The sequence below is a fragment of the Desulfurivibrio dismutans genome, from assembly GCF_029210385.1.
GTDB lineage: Bacteria > Desulfobacterota > Desulfobulbia > Desulfobulbales > Desulfurivibrionaceae > Desulfurivibrio > Desulfurivibrio dismutans.
On record NZ_JARGDQ010000004.1, the window covers coordinates 225,113 to 241,959 of the forward strand.

Annotated in this window: 15 protein-coding genes and 1 tRNA gene; 11 read left to right on the forward strand and 5 right to left on the reverse strand. The window is 59.5% G+C overall.

Translation table 11 applies throughout. The features are described from left to right. Positions 1 to 75: 75 nt before the first annotated feature. The 5 genes from P0N66_RS06320 (at position 76) to hemB (ending at position 7,205) form a co-directional block, all read left to right on the forward strand. The gene (locus P0N66_RS06320) at positions 76 to 1,899 is read left to right on the forward strand and encodes an EAL domain-containing protein (RefSeq protein WP_275803438.1); all 1,824 of its coding nucleotides are present in this window, start codon (positions 76 to 78) and stop codon (positions 1,897 to 1,899) included. Between the two features lie 7 nt (positions 1,900 to 1,906). After that, on the forward strand, positions 1,907 to 2,779 hold the full coding sequence (locus tag P0N66_RS06325; protein WP_275803440.1) for an HDOD domain-containing protein: 873 nt from the start codon (positions 1,907 to 1,909) through the stop codon (positions 2,777 to 2,779). Positions 2,780 to 2,987: 208 nt separating this feature from the next. After that, the gene (locus P0N66_RS06330) at positions 2,988 to 4,379 is read left to right on the forward strand and encodes a sigma-54-dependent transcriptional regulator (RefSeq protein WP_275803442.1); all 1,392 of its coding nucleotides are present in this window, start codon (positions 2,988 to 2,990) and stop codon (positions 4,377 to 4,379) included. A gap of 13 nt (positions 4,380 to 4,392) precedes the next feature. Continuing rightward, positions 4,393 to 6,168, forward strand: coding sequence for an AAA family ATPase (locus P0N66_RS06335; RefSeq protein WP_275803445.1), 1,776 nt, complete (start codon positions 4,393 to 4,395; stop codon positions 6,166 to 6,168). A gap of 65 nt (positions 6,169 to 6,233) precedes the next feature. Continuing rightward, positions 6,234 to 7,205 carry a porphobilinogen synthase gene (gene hemB, locus P0N66_RS06340; protein ID WP_275803447.1) on the forward strand — a complete coding sequence of 324 codons (972 nt, stop codon included), beginning with the start codon at positions 6,234 to 6,236 and terminating at the stop codon, positions 7,203 to 7,205. A gap of 105 nt (positions 7,206 to 7,310) precedes the next feature. Here the strand turns inward: hemB and P0N66_RS06345 are convergent, their stop codons facing one another. Together P0N66_RS06345 and hisB are read right to left on the reverse strand one after the other, a co-directional pair. Next, on the reverse strand, positions 7,311 to 8,240 hold the full coding sequence (locus P0N66_RS06345; protein WP_275803449.1) for a PP-loop family protein: 930 nt from the start codon (positions 8,238 to 8,240) through the stop codon (positions 7,311 to 7,313). 19 nt (positions 8,241 to 8,259) lie between these two features. Continuing rightward, a complete protein-coding gene (gene hisB / locus P0N66_RS06350; protein WP_275803451.1) occupies positions 8,260 to 8,856 on the reverse strand; it encodes an imidazoleglycerol-phosphate dehydratase HisB in 597 nt (198 codons plus the stop codon). Between the two features lie 267 nt (positions 8,857 to 9,123). Here hisB and P0N66_RS06355 point away from each other — a divergent pair. From P0N66_RS06355 to P0N66_RS06380, 6 genes are all read left to right on the forward strand, one after another. Beyond that, positions 9,124 to 9,198: transfer RNA gene (locus tag P0N66_RS06355), tRNA-Gly, on the forward strand. Between the two features lie 117 nt (positions 9,199 to 9,315). After that, complete coding sequence (rplM, locus tag P0N66_RS06360) at positions 9,316 to 9,744, forward strand: 50S ribosomal protein L13 (protein WP_275803453.1); 429 nt, start codon at positions 9,316 to 9,318, stop codon at positions 9,742 to 9,744. 30 nt (positions 9,745 to 9,774) lie between these two features. Then, positions 9,775 to 10,170, forward strand: a complete 396-nt coding sequence (gene rpsI / locus P0N66_RS06365; protein ID WP_275803455.1) for a 30S ribosomal protein S9 — start codon at positions 9,775 to 9,777, stop codon at positions 10,168 to 10,170. A gap of 150 nt (positions 10,171 to 10,320) precedes the next feature. Continuing rightward, positions 10,321 to 11,358, forward strand: a complete 1,038-nt coding sequence (argC, locus tag P0N66_RS06370) for an N-acetyl-gamma-glutamyl-phosphate reductase (RefSeq protein WP_275803457.1) — start codon at positions 10,321 to 10,323, stop codon at positions 11,356 to 11,358. A 44-nt stretch (positions 11,359 to 11,402) separates the two neighbouring features. After that, positions 11,403 to 12,167: a tRNA pseudouridine(38-40) synthase TruA gene (gene truA / locus P0N66_RS06375; RefSeq protein WP_275803459.1), complete on the forward strand. Its 765-nt coding sequence runs from the start codon at positions 11,403 to 11,405 to the stop codon at positions 12,165 to 12,167. 85 nt (positions 12,168 to 12,252) lie between these two features. Then, positions 12,253 to 13,464, forward strand: coding sequence for a pyridoxal phosphate-dependent aminotransferase (locus P0N66_RS06380; RefSeq protein ID WP_431190022.1), 1,212 nt, complete (start codon positions 12,253 to 12,255; stop codon positions 13,462 to 13,464). Between the two features lie 41 nt (positions 13,465 to 13,505). Here P0N66_RS06380 and P0N66_RS06385 read toward each other — a convergent pair whose 3' ends face one another. From P0N66_RS06385 to P0N66_RS06395, 3 genes are all read right to left on the reverse strand, one after another. After that, positions 13,506 to 13,709, reverse strand: a complete 204-nt coding sequence (locus P0N66_RS06385; RefSeq protein ID WP_275803463.1) for a hypothetical protein — start codon at positions 13,707 to 13,709, stop codon at positions 13,506 to 13,508. A 103-nt stretch (positions 13,710 to 13,812) separates the two neighbouring features. After that, positions 13,813 to 14,307 (reverse strand): metal-dependent transcriptional regulator, encoded by a 495-nt coding sequence (locus P0N66_RS06390; RefSeq protein WP_275803465.1) that lies wholly within the window; start codon positions 14,305 to 14,307, stop codon positions 13,813 to 13,815. 164 nt (positions 14,308 to 14,471) lie between these two features. Further along, complete coding sequence (locus P0N66_RS06395) at positions 14,472 to 16,754, reverse strand: AAA family ATPase (protein ID WP_275803467.1); 2,283 nt, start codon at positions 16,752 to 16,754, stop codon at positions 14,472 to 14,474. Positions 16,755 to 16,847 lie beyond the last annotated feature (93 nt).

The following is a 16,847-nucleotide window of genomic DNA, read 5'->3' on the forward strand; positions in this document are numbered from 1 at the left end:
TTGATTTCAAAGCAGTCCAGTCCCCAGACGTCCGGCCGGTGGCGACAATTTTTTATTTTTAGGAAAATTGGGAAGATGACTTTGGATCAGTTGTGTGCCATGGAAATTTGTGTGGTGGACGAAGACCCGATCAGGGCCGAAAGGCTGAGCTCTCTGCTGCGCGATAAGGGTGGCTTCCGGTCCGTCAGCTGGGTTGATTCCCAGGAGTCATTGAAACAGCGTCTTACTCCCGCCAGTCCGTTTGACCCCCCCACGCCCTTGCAGTTGGCCCTGTTAAGCGACTCCTTTGCCATGGGCGATGTGCTGTCGGTTTGCCGGATGCTGGATGAGAAAGGTACCACTTCGGTGCTGATGGCGGATGAAGGTGAAACTTGGCGCGGCGTTGAGGCCAGTCGGGTTTTTGATGCCGGGGCAGTGGATATATTGTTTCGGCCCTGGTCCGATTCCGAAGTGGTGCCGAGGATTTCCCTGGCACTGCGCGTACATCAGGAGAGGATGACCCGTCGTCAACGGGAAGTTCGCCTGGAAGAAGAACTGGCGGAACGCCGGGTGATGGAGGCGCGGCTGAAATACCGGGTGGGGCATGATGAACTTACCGGGTTGGCCAATCGTGGTCGTCTTGAAGGGGTGCTGGAACTGGCCCTGATCAAGGCACAGAATTTTAACCGACCCGGCGCTCTGCTTTACCTTGATATCGACCAATTCAAGTTGGTTAACGATACCGAAGGGCATGAGTCTGGTGACAAGCTGCTCAGCGGGGTGGCCGGGATTTTGCGGCGCCGAGTGCAGCCACGCCATCTGGCCGTTCGCATCGGCAGCGACGAATTTGCCGTGCTGCTGGAGAACACCTCGTCCACGGTTGCCCTGCAGTTGGCTGAAGACCTGAGGGAGGCGTTGCACGATTATCGTTTCGAGGGTCGTCTGGGTTGCTACAACCTGGGGGCGAGTATCGGGGTGGCGCTGCTGTTGCCGAGCGAGAAACTGGAAGCCGGTGAGCTGCTATCGCGGGCCGATCAGGCCTGCCACGTGGCCAAGAAGCGAGGCCGCAACCGGGTTCACTGTTATGATGCGGCGGATCCGGAAGTGGTGGGGCTGAAGCGTGACGCGACCTGGGTTCCAATGCTGAGGGAAGCCTTGCGCAATGGCAGTTTTACCCTGGAGTTCCAACCCATCGTGCGGGCCCGGGACGGCGCCTGCAGCCATTATGAAGCCTTGATCCGGCTGGTGGAGAACGGTGAGATGCATGCCCCGGGGGAATTTATTCCCTCGGCGGAACGGATGGGGCTGATCCACCAGGTCGATCTCTGGGTGGTGGAGGCGGCGGTTGACCGGCTGGCGACCATACACCAGGTTGATGACCAGGAGCCGATCTGCATGAGCATCAATCTCTCGGCCTATGCTTTTCGTAACCCTGTCCTGATGCCTTTGCTGGAGCGAAAGCTGGAAATGACCGGGATCTCACCGCGGCGTTTGATGTTTGAAATTACCGAAACGGCGGCGGTAACTCAGTTGGAACAGACCCGGGAACTGGTGGAGCGCATGCGCACCCTTGGCTGCCGTTTTGCGCTTGATGATTTTGGATCAGGTTTTGCCACTTTTAACTACCTGAAGCATTTTCCGGTGGATGTGCTTAAGATTGACGGTACCTTCGTGGTTAATATGCTTAAAAACCCAACCGATGAGTTACTGGTACGGTCCATGGTGAATGTGGCCCACAGCCTGGATAAGAAAGTGATCGCCGAGTTCGTTGAGGATGAAGCGACGGCTGTGCGTCTGCGGGAGATAGGTGTTGATTATCTCCAGGGTTTTTACCTGGGTCGGCCGCAGTCGCAGATAAAGCCGATGCATTCTCCGGCATTCTCCGGCGTGGCCGCTGCCGCTGCCGGGACAGGAAGTTGAGGTTTTCATGTCCTACTTACATGCTTCTGACAGCTCTTTCAATTTTGCCCCTCCGCCGCTTTCGCCGCGGGATTTGGTGCGTGGAGAAATAACGCTGTCCTCTTTGCCCGCTTTGTACCATGAGCTGAACCGGGTGCTTGAAACTCCCGGCAACGACGCTCAGGATGCCGCGCAGGTAATCGAGCGGGACCCGGCCCTTGCCGCCCGTTTGCTGGCTCTGACAAACAGCGCCTATTTCGGGCTGGTCCGCCGGGTGGATACCGTTGCCCATGCCATTACCCTGATAGGGCTGCAGGAGCTTCGCACCTTGGTTTTGACCATGGTGGTGGTTGAAAAATTTAAAGGGTTGCCTAACGATTTGGAGGACATGACCAGCTTCTGGCGCCAAAGCATGGTCTGTGCCCTGGTCGCGCGTGGGCTTTCGTTAAAAGCCGGTCGGGCATCAACAGCTGGACGGCTGTTCAGTGCCGGTCTGTTGCACCGGGTTGGAGACCTGTTGATTTTTCGCCGTTTACCGGAGTTGGCTCATCAGGCTTTTTTGCGTCGTCGCGATAATGGCTTCCCTCTCTGGGAGGCCGAGCAGCAGTTGCTGGGGCTTGATTATGGCGTGGTAGGTGCGGCGCTGGCCGAATTTTGGCGTTTTCCGCCGGAACTGGTCGAGTTGCTTGCTTTTCAGCAGCAGCCGGCAAAGGCCAAGATTTGTCAGCGGCATTGCGCCTTGCTTTGTCTGGCGGTCAATGCTGCCCATGGCAGGGATGTGCCGCTGGGGGACGCCAGTTGGAGATTGGCCGAGGTCAGCCCGCAAGTCTTGGCCGGAGTCCGGGTCGAGTCGGATCGGCAGGTGGCGGAGGTTGCCAGAGTATACGGCATCTCTTGTTAATCCTCTCATCGTTTGCTTTACTGTCCTTTTTCCTTCTGTTCTGCCTGTCATCATCCGCGGTGTTTTCGTAAAGTGACCAACTCAAAGAGCAGGGCCGACTCCGGCATGGCCAAGTGGCCAGGATTCTGTTGTCGTCGCGCCTGTTTTGGTAACCGTGGCCGTTCGGGCGGCTTGACAGATTATGGCTGGTGGCAGTAGAGGGTAAAGGATGAAAACAGAACCGCAGCGTCGCATATTGGTGGTTGATGATGAGGCAGGGATTCGTGAGGCCCTGGCCGGGATCCTGGCCGACGAGGGATTTGTCTCGTTAACGGCCGAAAATGGCGAAAAAGGTTTGGCGGTGCTGGAAATTGAACCAGTGGATCTGGTGCTGCTGGATATCTGGATGCCGGGGGTTGACGGCATGGAGATCCTGGCCCGACTGAGGGACTGGTATCCCCGACTGCCGGTGATCATGATTTCGGGGCACGGCACCATCGAAACCGCTGTACAGGCAACCCGCATGGGGGCCTATGACTTCATCGAAAAACCACTCTCCTATGACAAGGTGATTCTGGCCATCAACAACGCCCTGCGTCTTTCCCGGCTGGAAGACGAAAACTTTATTTTCCGGCAGCAGATTAAGCAGCATGTGCTTACCGGCGAATCGGAGCCTATCCGGCAACTTCGACGACATATCGAGCGGGTGGCGCCCACCGATGCCTGGGTGCTGATCCGTGGTGAGCATGGTACCGGCAAAGAGTTGGTGGCCCAGACCATTCACCGGCTTTCGCCGGCGGCCAGCCAGCCCATGGTGGAACTCAACTGCGCGGCGATTCCCGAAGAGCTGATCGAATCGGAACTGTTCGGGCATGAAAAAGGTTCCTTCACCGGCGCCGCCACCGCCAAACGGGGCAAATTCGATCTGGCCGACGGCGGCCTGCTTTTCCTGGATGAAATCGGCGATATGAGCCTGAACACTCAGGCTAAGATCCTGCGGATTCTGCAGGAGCAGAAATTTGAGCGGGTGGGGGGAGCGAAAACCATTGAGGTCGACGTCAGGGTGCTGGCGGCCACCAACAAAAATCTGGAAGAGGAGATCGAGAAGGGTAATTTCCGGGCCGATCTTTTTTATCGCCTGAATGTGGTGCCGATCTTTGTGCCGCCGCTGCGGCAGCGGCGTGAAGATATCGGGTTGCTGGTGGCCGACTTTACGGCGGAATTCAAGCACAAAGGCCTGGGTGGCAAGGAGTTCACGCCCGAAGCAGTGGCGGTGATGCGTGAGTACGGCTGGCCGGGCAATGTGCGGGAGTTGCGCAATTTCGTGGAGCGGACCCTGATCATGAGCCCCGAGGATATAATCAAAGCCGGCATGGTGCGCCAGTTGCTGGGCTTGTCCGAATCGGTGGATGGGGCGGCGGCGGAGGCGGGAGTGCCGACCGATCTGGCGGCCTTTCTAAAGTTCAATTACAAAGACGCCAAACGCTCTTTTGAACGGGAATATTTAAGGATGTGCCTGGCTGCCAACAATGGTAATATCTCCCAGACTGCGGAACAGATTGGTCTGGAGCGCAGTCATTTGCATAAGAAAGTTAAGATGTTGGAGCTTGAACCGGAATAAGGATTGTTTTGTTATGAGTGACGCCGAAGACGCCAACTTTCCCAGCCAGAAAGAACTGGAACGGGAGATCAGTGAATATCTGAGCAACAAGTATGGGAGAAAAGTACGTATCGTCTCCGCCGGCCAATTTCCCATGGCTGGCCATGATGAGTCGGGGCACAGCGAGGAAGTGGAAAACCCGGCGCCGAATTTTAATTTCGATCTGGCGCCGGAAGAGTTGATTGCTCATCTGGACCAGTATGTGGTGGGCCAGGATGAGGCCAAGGCGATTTTAGCCACCAAGATCTGCACCCACTTCAATCGTATCAGTCGCAGCCTGGCCCGGCCCGGCGGTGAGGCCGGCGGCGGCCGCAACGTGGGGCGGATCAAGAACAACGTGCTGCTCATCGGCCCCACGGGAGTGGGCAAAACCTACCTGATCAAACTGATTGCCCAGTATATCGGGGTGCCGTTTGTTAAAGGGGATGCCACCAAGTTCAGTGAAACCGGTTATGTGGGCGGTGATGTCGATGATCTGATCCGCGATTTGGTGCGCGGGGCGGACGACGATCTGGAGCGGGCCCGTTTCGGGATTGTCTATCTCGACGAGGTGGACAAGATTGCCGGCGGTGGGGATCGCCGGGGGCTTGATGTTTCCCGCAGCGGAGTGCAGCGGGCTCTGCTCAAGCCCATGGAAGAAACCGAGGTGGAGATGAAGGTGCCCCACGATCCCATCGCCATGATGGAAGCGGTGGAACATTACCGGCTCACCGGCAAGCGCCGGCGCCAGAGCATCAACACCCGTCATATTCTCTTTATCATGAGCGGCGCCTTCTCGGGCCTGGATGAAATCATCGGTCGGCGTCTTAAAAAGCGGTCCATCGGCTTTGAAAACATCGTCGCTGCCGCCGCCCCGGCCCAGGCCGGAACCTTTATGGACCGGGCCCGTGCCGAAGACCTGGTGGAGTACGGTTTTGAAAGTGAATTCATCGGTCGGCTGCCGGTGCTGGCGGTACTTGGTGAGTTGAGCGAGGATGATCTGTACGAGATTCTAAGCAATCCCAACAGCGCCGTGGTGGTGGGCAAGAAGCAGGATTTCCGGGCCTACGGCATTGAGTTGCGTTTCGAAGATGCCGCCCTGCGCCGGCTGGCTGCCATGGCGGTCAAAGAGAGCACTGGGGCCCGGGCCCTGGTCAGCGTCATGGAACGGGTGTTGCTGCATTTTGAAAAGAAGCTGCCCTCCACCGATATCCGGCACCTGGTGGTCACCCCGGAACTGGTGGCTGATCCCGCCGGCGTGCTGGCCAAACTGCTCAAGGACAGCCGGGTGCGTAAGCGTCACAGTAAAAAATGTGATGAACTGGCGGCCCTGGAACTGGAGCGGCTGATGGCCTTTATTCGTGACCGACTGGGGGATTACCTGGAAAGCCACGATGTGCTGCCCACCCCGGAGCGGCTGCGGATGATGGCCATGGAAGTGGAAGAGGAAGACTTGGAGCCCGGCGAGGTCTGTGAGCGTTTTATCGACCTGGTGGGGATGGTCAATGAGCGGGCCCGGCAGGTTTCCCAGGATTGCGGTCTGGTACTGAGTTTCAGTGAAGAGGCGGTGGATCGCCTGCTGGCCCGCATGCCGCGCAGCGAAGAGACGGTGGGCGAGGCCTGCGACCATGTACTGCAGGCCATGGAATACGGCCTGCGGCTGCTCAGCCAGCGGCACCGCGCCCCGGAACTGGTGATCCCCGCCACCGGGATCGACGCCCCGGACAGCTTTATCAACCAGGTGATAAACAAAACCTTTAAATTGGATTAGCCGGTCAGGTACCACCTAAGGACAAGGTTTTTGTCAATTTATCAACAATGTGAGGAGCAGGACTGATGATTCATCCCGACTATCGCCCCCGGCGCCTGCGGCGCAACGAAAATCTGCGCTCCCTGGTGCGGGAAACCGTGTTGACCCCGGCTCAGTTGATCTATCCCCTCTTTGTCATGCCCGGCAAGAACAAGCGCGAGGAGATTTCCTCCATGCCCGGGGTTTTCCGGCTGTCGGTGGATCAGTTGGCCAAGGAGGCCAAGGATTGCCGCAAGCTGGGGGTCAACCATGTCATTCTCTTCGGGCTGCCGGAGGAAAAAGACCGGGTGGGCTCCGGGGCCCATGCCGCCGACGGCATCATCCAGCGGGCCATCAAGGAGCTTAAGAACAAGGCGCCGGAGCTTACCGTCTCCACCGACGTCTGCCTCTGTGAATACACCAGCCACGGCCACTGCGGCATTATCCACGGGGGTATGGTGGATAACGACGCCACCCTGGAGGTGCTGGCCCGCACCGCCCTGTCCCACGCCAAGGCCGGGGCGGATATCGTCGCCCCGTCGGACATGATGGACGGCCGGGTGGGTGAGATCCGGGCGGCCCTGGATGAAAACAACTTCGACCAGGTGGCCATCATGTCTTACGCCGTCAAGTACGCCTCGGCCTTCTACGGTCCTTTCCGGGATGCCGCCGACTGCGCTCCCCAGGAGGGTGACCGTCGAGGCTACCAGATGGACCCCGCCAATGCCAGGGAGGCGCTGCGGGAGGCTACCCTGGACGTGGAAGAGGGCGCCGATATCCTGATGGTCAAGCCGGCCATGGCCTATCTCGATATCATCCGGATGCTGCGCGACGAGTTCGACCATCCCATCGCCGCCTACCAGGTCAGCGGCGAATACGCCATGCTCAAGGCCGCCGCCATGAACGGCTGGCTGGACGAAGAACGGGTAATGGCGGAAAGCCTGCTGTCCATCCGCCGGGCCGGAGCCGACGTGATTCTGACCTATTTCGCCAAGGACATGGCCCGTTTGCTGCAGTGAAAAATGGACCCCAATTTTCCCCGCCGGACCTTTGCCGGAGAGCCCATGTTGCCGGAGGAGGGATGAGCACGAACAGGTTGAGGCGGTAGCCCGGCGAGCTGCCGGTTACAGCAAGTAGTCGGGGCGCACGTTGCCCAGGGCGGCGAAGATGTTGGCGGTGATCCGGGGATCGTCGGCGGTCAGTTGCTGGACCATGGTGCGAACCGTGTGGCGCTTGCTGAGGTCGGTCAGCGGGCAGGGGTTGGGTACCGCCTCGACGGCGAACAGTTCCCCCAGGTGGCGGATCATCTCCTTGCTCAGCAGGGCCAGGGGGCGGATCAGGTGCAGCCGGCCGGAGAAAAGCCGCTGTTTTGGTACCATGGTGCTGATATTGCCGCCATAAAGCAGGTTGAGGAAGAAGGTTTCAACGATGTCTTCCTGGTGATGCCCCAGGGCCAGCTTGTTGCAGTTGTGTTCCTGGGCCAGGGCAAAGAGGCGATTGCGGCGCCGTGAGGAACAGTGGTAACAGCCGTTTTTGCCATCTTCGGCTGCCAAGGCCTCCGGACCGTAGGTGGTTTCTTCAATCAGATAGGGCAGGCCCAGCTTGGCCAGTTGCACCTTGACCGCTTCACCGGTGCCGGTCAGCGGTGTTGCCGGGACCGCCCCGGCGGCTGTTGCCGCTTTTGTTCCCGGGGCGGCGAGGTTGGTGCTCTTGGTGCTCTTGGTGCTCGTTGCTCCTTCGTGGTCGCCGCTCAGGCCGGGCAATTGGCGGGGGAAGTAGCCGGCAAAGCCCATGTCCAGGTGTACCGGGTACACTTCGTAGTTGATGGGGGCCTTGCGCCGCCAGATATCCAGCAGGCGGCAGAGCACCAGGCTGTCGATGCCGCCGGAAACGGCGATCATCACCCGATCGCCGTCGGCCAGCATCTCGTAACGGTGCATGGCCTTGCCCACCAGGCGGTTGATGTCCGCCGGCAAGCGTGGTGGTGCCGGGGCGTTGCCTTTGCCGGGGGGAGGCTCGGGCGGGGGCGTGGGTTTGGTGACAGGGGCGTTCATGGGCAGGGTCGTTTACCGTTTATAAAAGTCCTTTGGAAGACAGGGGGCCGCTGAGCCGGGGGTCGAGCCGGGTCGCCTGGCTCAAGGCCCGGCCCAGGGCCTTGAAGATCGCCTCGATAATATGGTGCGTGTTGTCGCCGTGGGCCAGTTCCACGTGCAGGGTAAGGCCGCCGTGCAGGCTGAAGGCCCGGAGGAATTCCTTGGCCAGCGGGGTATCGAAGCTGCCCACTTTCGGGTCCGGCACTTCCACTCCGTAGTGCAGATAGGGCCGGTTGGAGCAGTCCAGGGTTACCCGGGCCAGGGTCTCGTCCATGGGCACCGCCGCCGTTCCGTAACGGGCAATGCCTTCTTTGTCGCCCAGGGCCTGCTGCAGGGCCTGGCCCAGGGCGATGCCCAAATCCTCGACCGTGTGGTGATCGTCCACCTGGGTGTCGCCGCTGGCGGCAATCTCCAGGTCGAAAAAACCATGGACCGCCAGCAGGGTCAGCATGTGGTCCATGAAGCCGACCCCGGTGCTGATGCTGGTTTGCCCTCGGCCGTCCAGAACCAGGGTCAGGTTGATGTCGGTCTCTCCGGTGCGGCGCTGGATGGTGCCTCGGCGTGCATTTTCGCTCATTATGGTGGTTCCTTTTGTGCATGATTATGGTGTGGCTTGAATACTGATAAGCTTGCAAAAGCCCGCCAAACGTGTTGGTCGGTAACGCGAAAACAAGCGGTTACAAAGCGTGCCCAGGTGGTGGCGCGGCCTTATGCGAGCCGACAATATTTGCTCAATCTACCAGCAACTTGGGCGGTAAGGCAAGAGTTAGTGTTTTTTGTTGACAAGCCGCCGGGTCGCTGTTATAAACCCCCTTTTGAACACGGCGCCCGCGGCGCCTGCTGAGCGGGAATAACTCAGTGGTAGAGTGCAACCTTGCCAAGGTTGAAGTCGCGAGTTCGAATCTCGTTTCCCGCTCCATTGTGCGACCAGCAAAGGTTCGAAAAGGTTTCGGGCCTTTTTCTCTTTTGGTCGGCGGTTCTTTTTTGGCGGATCCGCCGGTCCTGGAATTTTGTCAGTTTTACAAGGGAATTAAACATGAAAACCCATCTGGCTCCGGTCAAAGATATCGACCGCAAATGGTACGTGGTGGACGCCGAGGATCTGATCCTGGGACGTATGGCCTCGGAGATTGCCACCCGCCTGCGCGGCAAGCACAAGCCGATCTACTCCACCTTTATGGATACCGGCGATTTTGTTGTGGTGCTCAATGCCGACAAGGTTAAGCTTACTGGCAATAAGTGGTCCGGCAAGGTATACTACCGGCATACCGGTTATATTGGCGGCATCAAGGCGGAAACCGCCGAAAAGCTGCGGGACCGTAAGCCTGAAGAGCTGGTGTACCGGGCGGTGAAAGGGATGCTGCCGAAGAATCCTCTGGGGCGTAAACAGCTTAAGAAGCTGAAGGTTTATGCCGGTAGCGAGCATCCGCACCAGGCCCAGCAGCCGGAACCCCTGAAATTTTAATTCAGATCAGACGAGAGTTTGGAGAAATCAATGGCAGATAACGGTATTTACGCCACCGGCAAACGCAAGACCGCCGTGGCTCGAGTTTGGTTGAAGCCGGGCAGCGGCAAGGTCATGGTCAACAAGCAGGCGCTGGAAGAATATTTCGATGGTGGACCCTTTTCCCGGGCAGTGGTTGAAAAACCCCTGGTGCTGACCGAGACCAAGGCCAAGTTCGATGTGATGGCCACCCTTAAGGGCGGCGGCAAGAACGCTCAGGCCGAAGCTCTGCGCCACGGAATTTCCCGGGCCCTGACCGAAGCCGACCCCGAGTTGCGGACGGCCCTCAAGCGGGCCGGGCTGTTGACCAGGGATCCCCGGTGCAAGGAGCGGAAAAAGTACGGCCAACGCGGTGCGCGGGCCAGCTTTCAGTTCTCCAAGCGTTAACCGGAGAGCAGCGCCTTTTGGGGCGACTGCATATCGATTGCCTATGCGAAACTATCAGGGAAGGCGCTCATATGAGCCCCTTCCCTTTTTTTATGTGCAACGGCCGGCGCCGGGGTTGGTGGCGCCTTGTCGGAGCGGGGAGAAAAGTAAATGATAAAGGTGGGAATTGTCGGGGCTTCCGGTTATACCGGGGCCGAATTGGTGCGTCTGCTGGTTAATCACCCCGGGGTGGAGTTGACCCTGGCCACTTCTCGGCAATATGCCGGAAAACCTCTGGCGGCGGTGTTTCCCCACCTGACCGGCCGCACTGATCTGGTATGTGAAGATCCCACCGGCCTTCAGGCCGCCGGCCGGGCCGAGGTGTTTTTTACCGCCGTGCCGCATCAGACCGCCATGGCAGTGGTACCTGAGTTGCTGGCCACCGGCGCCAAGGTGGTCGACCTGTCGGCGGATTTTCGCTTGCACGACCAGCGAACCTACGAGCAGTGGTACCAGACCCATTCGGCCCCGGAACTGTTGGCCGAGGCGGTTTACGGCCTGCCGGAGATTCACCGGGCGGCGATTGCCCGCTCCCGGTTGGTGGCCAACCCGGGCTGCTATCCCACCAGTGTGCTGCTGGCCTTGGCCCCCTTGCTAAAGGCCGGCTGCCTGGAGCCGGAGAGTATGATCATCGACGCCAAAAGCGGCACCTCGGGTGCCGGCCGGGCGGTGCAGACCGGTACCCTCTACTGCGAGGTGACCGACGGCTTCAAGGCCTACAAAGTAACGGAACATCGTCACACGCCGGAAATTGAGCAGGAACTGGGGCGGCTTTGCGGGCGAGAGCTGACCGTCAGTTTCACCCCTCACCTGGTGCCCATGTCCCGAGGGATGTTGAGCACCATTTATGCCGGCTTGGCCGGTGAGCATGAGCAGGTCGAACTGGAAGAGATTATGCGGGACTACTACCGCGACGAGCCTTTTGTCCGGGTGTTGCCCGCCGGGCAGTTGCCCGCCACCCAGTATGTGCGGGGCAGCAATTACTGCGACCTGGCCCTGCGGGTGGACCGGCGCAATGGCCGGGTAATTGTGCTTTCGGCCATCGACAATCTGGTAAAGGGAGCCGCCGGCCAGGCGGTGCAGAACATGAACCTGCTCTGCGGCTTGCCTGAAGAACAGGGGCTGGGCATCGTCCCGCTGTTTCCCTGATTGTTAATATACGGGCAAGGGATGGTCACCTTGATGGTTAACAGATGGGCAATATCCGGCTGACCATAGCCTATGACGGCAGCGCTTATGCCGGCTGGCAACGTCAGCCCAACCGGCCCACCGTTCAGGCCCTTATCGAAGATGCGCTGACGCAGCGCCTGTTGGGGGAGCCGGTGGTTCTGCACGGCGCTGGGCGCACCGATGCCGGGGTTCATGCCGAAGGGATGGTGGCCAGCTTTGTCAGTCCGCGTGAGTTGCCCCTGGAAGCCTACCGGCGCGGGTTGAACAGCATGTTGCCGCCGGATATTCGCATCCTGGCGGCGGACAAGGTGGCCCATGATTTTCACGCCCGTTTCAGCGCCAAAGGCAAGGTTTATTGTTACCGCTTTTCCACCGCCGCCATCATGTCGCCCTGCCGGCGCTTATATAGGGCGCATCTGCCGGGGCCCTTTGATGCTGACCTGGTGCGGGAGGTGATACCGCAACTGCTGGGGGAGCACGATTTTTCCGCCTTCGAGGCCGCCGGTTCGCGGGATCGTAGTCGGGAAGGCGGTCGGGGCGGCGTGCGAAGCCTGGAGATGTTGCGTTTAGAGCAGGAAGACCGGTGGGGTCGGGAGTTTTTTTTCGAGCTGGCCGGGGACGGCTTTTTGCGCCATATGGTGCGCAACATCGTTGGCACCCTGGTGGCCCTCGGCCGGGGCCGACGGCGTATTGCCGCGCCCGCCGCCCTGCTGGCTGGCGGCGATCGCTCCCAAGCCGGTCCCACCGCGCCAGCCTGCGGCCTGACGCTGGTGCGGGTGCTTTATTGATGCTTTTCCGTCCAACCAAAAGGCTTGGTTAACGGCTTGGGCGGCCTACTTGCGGTATTATCAAAAAATAACGGAGGTTGTGAACGTGGATGTTCCCATCATCGAACTGGCGGCTCGGGTAAAAGAGATCAAGGCCTCACCCACCCTGGCGGTGGATGCCAAAGCCAAGGCATTGAAGGCCGAAGGGGCCGATGTGTTGAACTTCAGCGTGGGCGAGCCGGATTTCGACACCCCGCCGCATGTCTGCGAGGCCGGCAAGGCCGCCATCGATGAAGGTTTTACCCGCTATACCCCGGTGCCCGGGATTTTGCCCCTGCGGGAGGCGGTCTGTCACCGCCTGGCCACCGATCATGGCTGGAGCTACCAGCCGGATCAGATCCAGGTAAGTTGCGGCGGCAAGCACGGGCTCTACAACATGGCCCAGGCCCTGTTCGGTCCCGGTGACGAGGTGCTGGTGCCGGCGCCCTACTGGGTCAGTTATCCGCCGATTATTCAACTGGCTGGGGCCACCCCGGTTATCGTGCCCCTGGATGAGGGCAGCGATTTCGACCTGGACCCGGCGGTGCTGCAGCGGTACGCCAGCCCCCGTACCCGGGGAATTATTCTGAACAGTCCGTCCAACCCCACCGGTTCAGTGCTCTCCGCCGGGGCCCTGGAGGCCGTCGGTAAAATGGCCCTGGAGCGGGGCTGGGTGGTGGTCAGTGATGATATCTACGATACCATTGTCTACGGCGACGACCAACTGCCCCATATCCTGGAGGTTGATCCCCGCCTCAGTGAGCAGACCCTGATTTTAAACGGCGTCTCCAAATCCTTTGCCATGACCGGCTGGCGGATCGGTTATACCGCCGGTCCCAAGCATATCATCGCGGCGATGAACAAGATTCAGAGCCAATCCACCTCCAACCCCTCGTCAGTGGCCCAGAGAGCCGCCCTGGCCGCCCTGACCGGCCCCCAGGACTTTCCCCGGCAGATGCGGGACGCCTTTGTTCCCCGGCTCAATTTCATCATGGAAGCCCTGACCGCCATTAACGGGGTCAGTTGCGTGCGGCCCCGGGGTTCTTTTTATGTCTTTCCCAACTTGTCGGCCTATTTCGGGCGCAAAACCAAAGATGGTCGGCTGATCGGCGATTCGGTGGCCCTGGCCGACTATCTGCTGGAAGAGGCGTTGTTGGCAACGGTGCCGGGGGCGGCTTTCGGGGCCGACCAGTTTATTCGCTTTTCCTTTGCCACTTCAATGGAGACACTGGAAGAGGGGATGAAGCGCTTGGCGGACGCCCTGGCAGGGTTGCAATAGCAGCCCTGCCACAGGGGACGGGGGATGTTTGCAAAGGGATGTTAAAAGCCGGGAGAACCGGCTTGGCTGCCAGGACTGGGCTCGCTCAGAGCCCAGGTCCAGCCGTCCAGGGGACGCTCCTTGGATAGGGCCTTGCGGCCGTTCTTGGTGTAGCAGACGTAAACCCAATCCGAACCGTTGGTAAACACCCTGATCAGACCCAGGGTGGGGTGTTCGTACCATCCTTCCTGAAACGTCCCTTCCATCGCTTCCCTCTTTCTTGCTGTTCCCGGCTGTCCCGCCCGCAAAGCGGTGCCGGTTTTTTTTAGCCCGTTTATCTATTGTTCGATTGTAACTTGGCGGGTGCTGCTACTGGTTGCCGGTGGTGCTCTGGCATTCCCGGCATTTTTCGGGAGCCTCGCCGGTCTGGCAGTAACGCTTGAAATTTGTGATCCAGTCTTCACCGCCCTGCGGGCACCCATCAATGTAGTTCATCAGCAGGCTGAGCCGCTCAATGATCGGCCGCGGGGCGGTGTGTTCAATCTGGCAGGCGCCCTCTTCGGCCAGTTCTTCTTCCACCGCTAGCACCCGCAGGAAAAAATCCTTCAGTGCCTGGTGGCGCCGGATTACATCCCGGGCCACTTTGGTTCCCGCTGGGGTCAGGGTGATGACCTCGTATGGGGCGTAGTTGATCAACCCTTTCTGGGACAGCGACCGGAAGGCCTCGGTTACCGAAGAGCGGCTGACTTTGAGTCGGGCGGCGATTTCCTTGGCCCTGGCCACCTGCTTTTCTTCCACGATGTGGTGAATGGTTTCCAGATAGTCTTCCAGGCTGGCGCTGAGTCGTTTTCCACTCTTAGGCATGCGGTTGATTCCTTAATTAAAAATTTTCGGTTAAGCCAAATTAATTCAGGAACCAACTTATTGTCAAGCTTTTCAAGCCTGGCGCCGGCAAACCGTCATTATTATTGGTTTTTGCATCGGGCTTAGCCCCCCCGTCCAAGCGCGACTTTGACGGGGGCCGAACTTTACCAGATTTCTCGCAGGCCCTGCTGCTTGCGGGCCAGGTCCACCAGTCGTTCCAGTTCTACCTGCCAGGACGCGTGGACCCGGGCGGCCGATGGTGCGATCAGCTCCGGCAGGCCGTAAACCAGCCGGTCGGAAGCCCCGGAGGCCTCGATCACCGCCTCGATGGAACGGGCCCCGAACTTATACTCGGCCAGCAGTAACCGCAGCAGCAGCCCCGAGGTTTTGCGGGCCGCCTTCTTCCAGTGGGTATCCATCTGGTGGGCGATAATAAAGGCCCGCTTGATTAAAATACGCCGCAGTTTGGCCAGTTCCTGGGGGCCGGCCTGGTTGCAGAGCAGATCCCGGGGGATTTGGATGTCGTCGATGTCCAGTACTACCCGCAAACGGCTGAGAAAATCGGGAATTTTCAGGGTGCGCACCAGTTGTTGGGTGGCCGGCTCGGTGTCTTCCAGCAGGGCCGCCATCCCTTCGTAACTGGCCTTGACCCCGCCGGCAAAGACGAAGATCGAGCGGCCGATGTTGTAGGGAACCCCGTGTACGTAGGTGATCCCGTCCTGCATGGAGGGCAGGAAGTAGCGCAGGTAACCGAACTCATGTTGATCGTAGCGGCAGTCAAACTCGTCCCAGAAGACGATGGGCACCTTGCCCTTGGCCACCGAGGCCCGGATGGCGTCGATGGCGCTGTTGATCTCCTCGGGGCCGTCGAACTGGGTGAGGTTGAACTCGAAAAAATCAAAGGGGCTGATGTCGAACCGCCGCCCGATGACCTTGGCCACCTCTTTAACGGCAAATGACTTACCCGAGCCCGGCGGTCCGAAAACCCCCACACACAGTGGCCGCTGCACCTGCTCCCGGGAAACGTAGGAATCCATCACGTTCTGCAGGGTCACCACCGGCTCGATTTCCGCCGCGTCGGTGGTGCGTAGGTTACCCACGCTGAACATCCGCAGCTCGGCAAAGCCGTTTTTCCAGCTCACCTCGTTTTTCAGATAGTGCAGCACTTCGGCGATTACCCCGATGCAGTCGTTGGCCATGCTGCCCATCTGTTCCTTGACATAGGAGCTGACCGGCCAGGGGAAAAAATCCCGCACCGCTTCTTTTTTGGCTTCGTGCCACTGTTGCCCGGAAACCACGTCCAGTTCCTGCTCAAATTCCGGCGTCAGTGGCGCCAGGTCGATGAAACAGGGGTCGTTTTTGTTTTCGATGAAGGAGCAGGCGGTGCCGTTGGGATAGGTGGAAGAAAAATCTAGCTCTGGAAAGCGCAGACCGCCGTCGAAGGCGTAACCGCTCTGGTGCAGCAGTTGCCAGTTGTTGAGCAACCGGGTGGAGTAGTCAAAAAAGGCGTTGCGGCAGAAATAGGGGCCGCCGGCCTGCAGCCAGTCACTGGCCAGCAGGCTGGTGGCTAACGTGTCGTAACAGGGGGCGGAGCCTTTGTGCCGCGGCGAGCTTTTCTCCGGCAGGCAGCCGCTGCGATGGCGGAAATGGCCCCCATCCGGACCCAGGTACATGATGCCGTGGGGGAACATTTCCACGATGATGTGGCACATGAAGCGGCCGTTTTTCCACAGTCCCACCTCGGAGGTCTTAAGCGCCCGCAGGGTCATGGCCACGATGGTTTCCCAGATCACCGAGCTGTCCATCTCCATGCGGGTGGTTTCCAGGTCGGAAAGCCGGCAGAACAGGCAGAATTTGTCGCCGAACTGCCGAGCCCAGCTTTGCCAGTGGGCCACTCCGATGCCCATGGCGATAACCCAGGCTCCGGGGTTGAGTTCCTTGAACTCGTCGCTGGCCGCCGGTGGTCGGCCGCTGTCGTCAATGATCATGATTCCCTGGTTGCCGACCATTTGCTCCCGGTTGCCGGGAGTGATCTCCAGATTGCGGGTGCTGGCCCGGCGTCCTTCCGGGGGTAAAAATTGCTGGAACATGAACCAGCCGTCGGCGGGGTCGGTTTCCCGGTCGGCTCGGCGATTGCGGAAAATCTGAAAGATTTCCTTGGGTTCGCCGTAGGTATGGGTGTCGATGCGGGGATTAAGCCCGGCGCGGCCCAGGTAGGTGGTCAGCCAGGTGCCGGTCTGTTCCAGGCGACCTTCCTCGATGCTGACCTCGCCGGCCAGCAGCTCGATCTGGTCACCGGGATTGTAGCCATAGGCCGGCAGGCTGCCCTCCCGCAGCAGGCTGACTTCCTTGACCGGCAGGTTGGTAATCCGCACCTTGGATCCCAGCAGCAGCAGCTTGTGGTCGGGTATTGGTGGCTGTTTTTTGTTCGTGTCCGTTGGCGCCATGGTTTCACCTCTTCTTTTGCCCTTTGTAATGAAAAACCCAAAAGGCTATTTTCTCAAATCTTTTTTGTTAAACGCTGGAAAATAACGTTTTTT

What these genes read in the sequence shown, in the direction of transcription:
- P0N66_RS06320 (WP_275803438.1), top strand. Translation starts at nt 76, where the DNA reads ATGACTTTGGATCAGTTGTGTGCCATGGAAATTTGTGTGGTGGACGAA.
- P0N66_RS06325 (WP_275803440.1), top strand. Translation starts at nt 1,907, where the DNA reads ATGTCCTACTTACATGCTTCTGACAGCTCTTTCAATTTTGCCCCTCCG.
- P0N66_RS06330 (WP_275803442.1), top strand. Translation starts at nt 2,988, where the DNA reads ATGAAAACAGAACCGCAGCGTCGCATATTGGTGGTTGATGATGAGGCA.
- P0N66_RS06335 (WP_275803445.1), top strand. Translation starts at nt 4,393, where the DNA reads ATGAGTGACGCCGAAGACGCCAACTTTCCCAGCCAGAAAGAACTGGAA.
- hemB (WP_275803447.1), top strand. Translation starts at nt 6,234, where the DNA reads ATGATTCATCCCGACTATCGCCCCCGGCGCCTGCGGCGCAACGAAAAT.
- P0N66_RS06345 (WP_275803449.1), bottom strand. Translation starts at nt 8,240, where the DNA reads ATGAACGCCCCTGTCACCAAACCCACGCCCCCGCCCGAGCCTCCCCCC.
- hisB (WP_275803451.1), bottom strand. Translation starts at nt 8,856, where the DNA reads ATGAGCGAAAATGCACGCCGAGGCACCATCCAGCGCCGCACCGGAGAG.
- rplM (WP_275803453.1), top strand. Translation starts at nt 9,316, where the DNA reads ATGAAAACCCATCTGGCTCCGGTCAAAGATATCGACCGCAAATGGTAC.
- rpsI (WP_275803455.1), top strand. Translation starts at nt 9,775, where the DNA reads ATGGCAGATAACGGTATTTACGCCACCGGCAAACGCAAGACCGCCGTG.
- argC (WP_275803457.1), top strand. Translation starts at nt 10,321, where the DNA reads ATGATAAAGGTGGGAATTGTCGGGGCTTCCGGTTATACCGGGGCCGAA.
- truA (WP_275803459.1), top strand. Translation starts at nt 11,403, where the DNA reads ATGGGCAATATCCGGCTGACCATAGCCTATGACGGCAGCGCTTATGCC.
- P0N66_RS06385 (WP_275803463.1), bottom strand. Translation starts at nt 13,709, where the DNA reads ATGGAAGGGACGTTTCAGGAAGGATGGTACGAACACCCCACCCTGGGT.
- P0N66_RS06390 (WP_275803465.1), bottom strand. Translation starts at nt 14,307, where the DNA reads ATGCCTAAGAGTGGAAAACGACTCAGCGCCAGCCTGGAAGACTATCTG.
- P0N66_RS06395 (WP_275803467.1), bottom strand. Translation starts at nt 16,754, where the DNA reads ATGGCGCCAACGGACACGAACAAAAAACAGCCACCAATACCCGACCAC.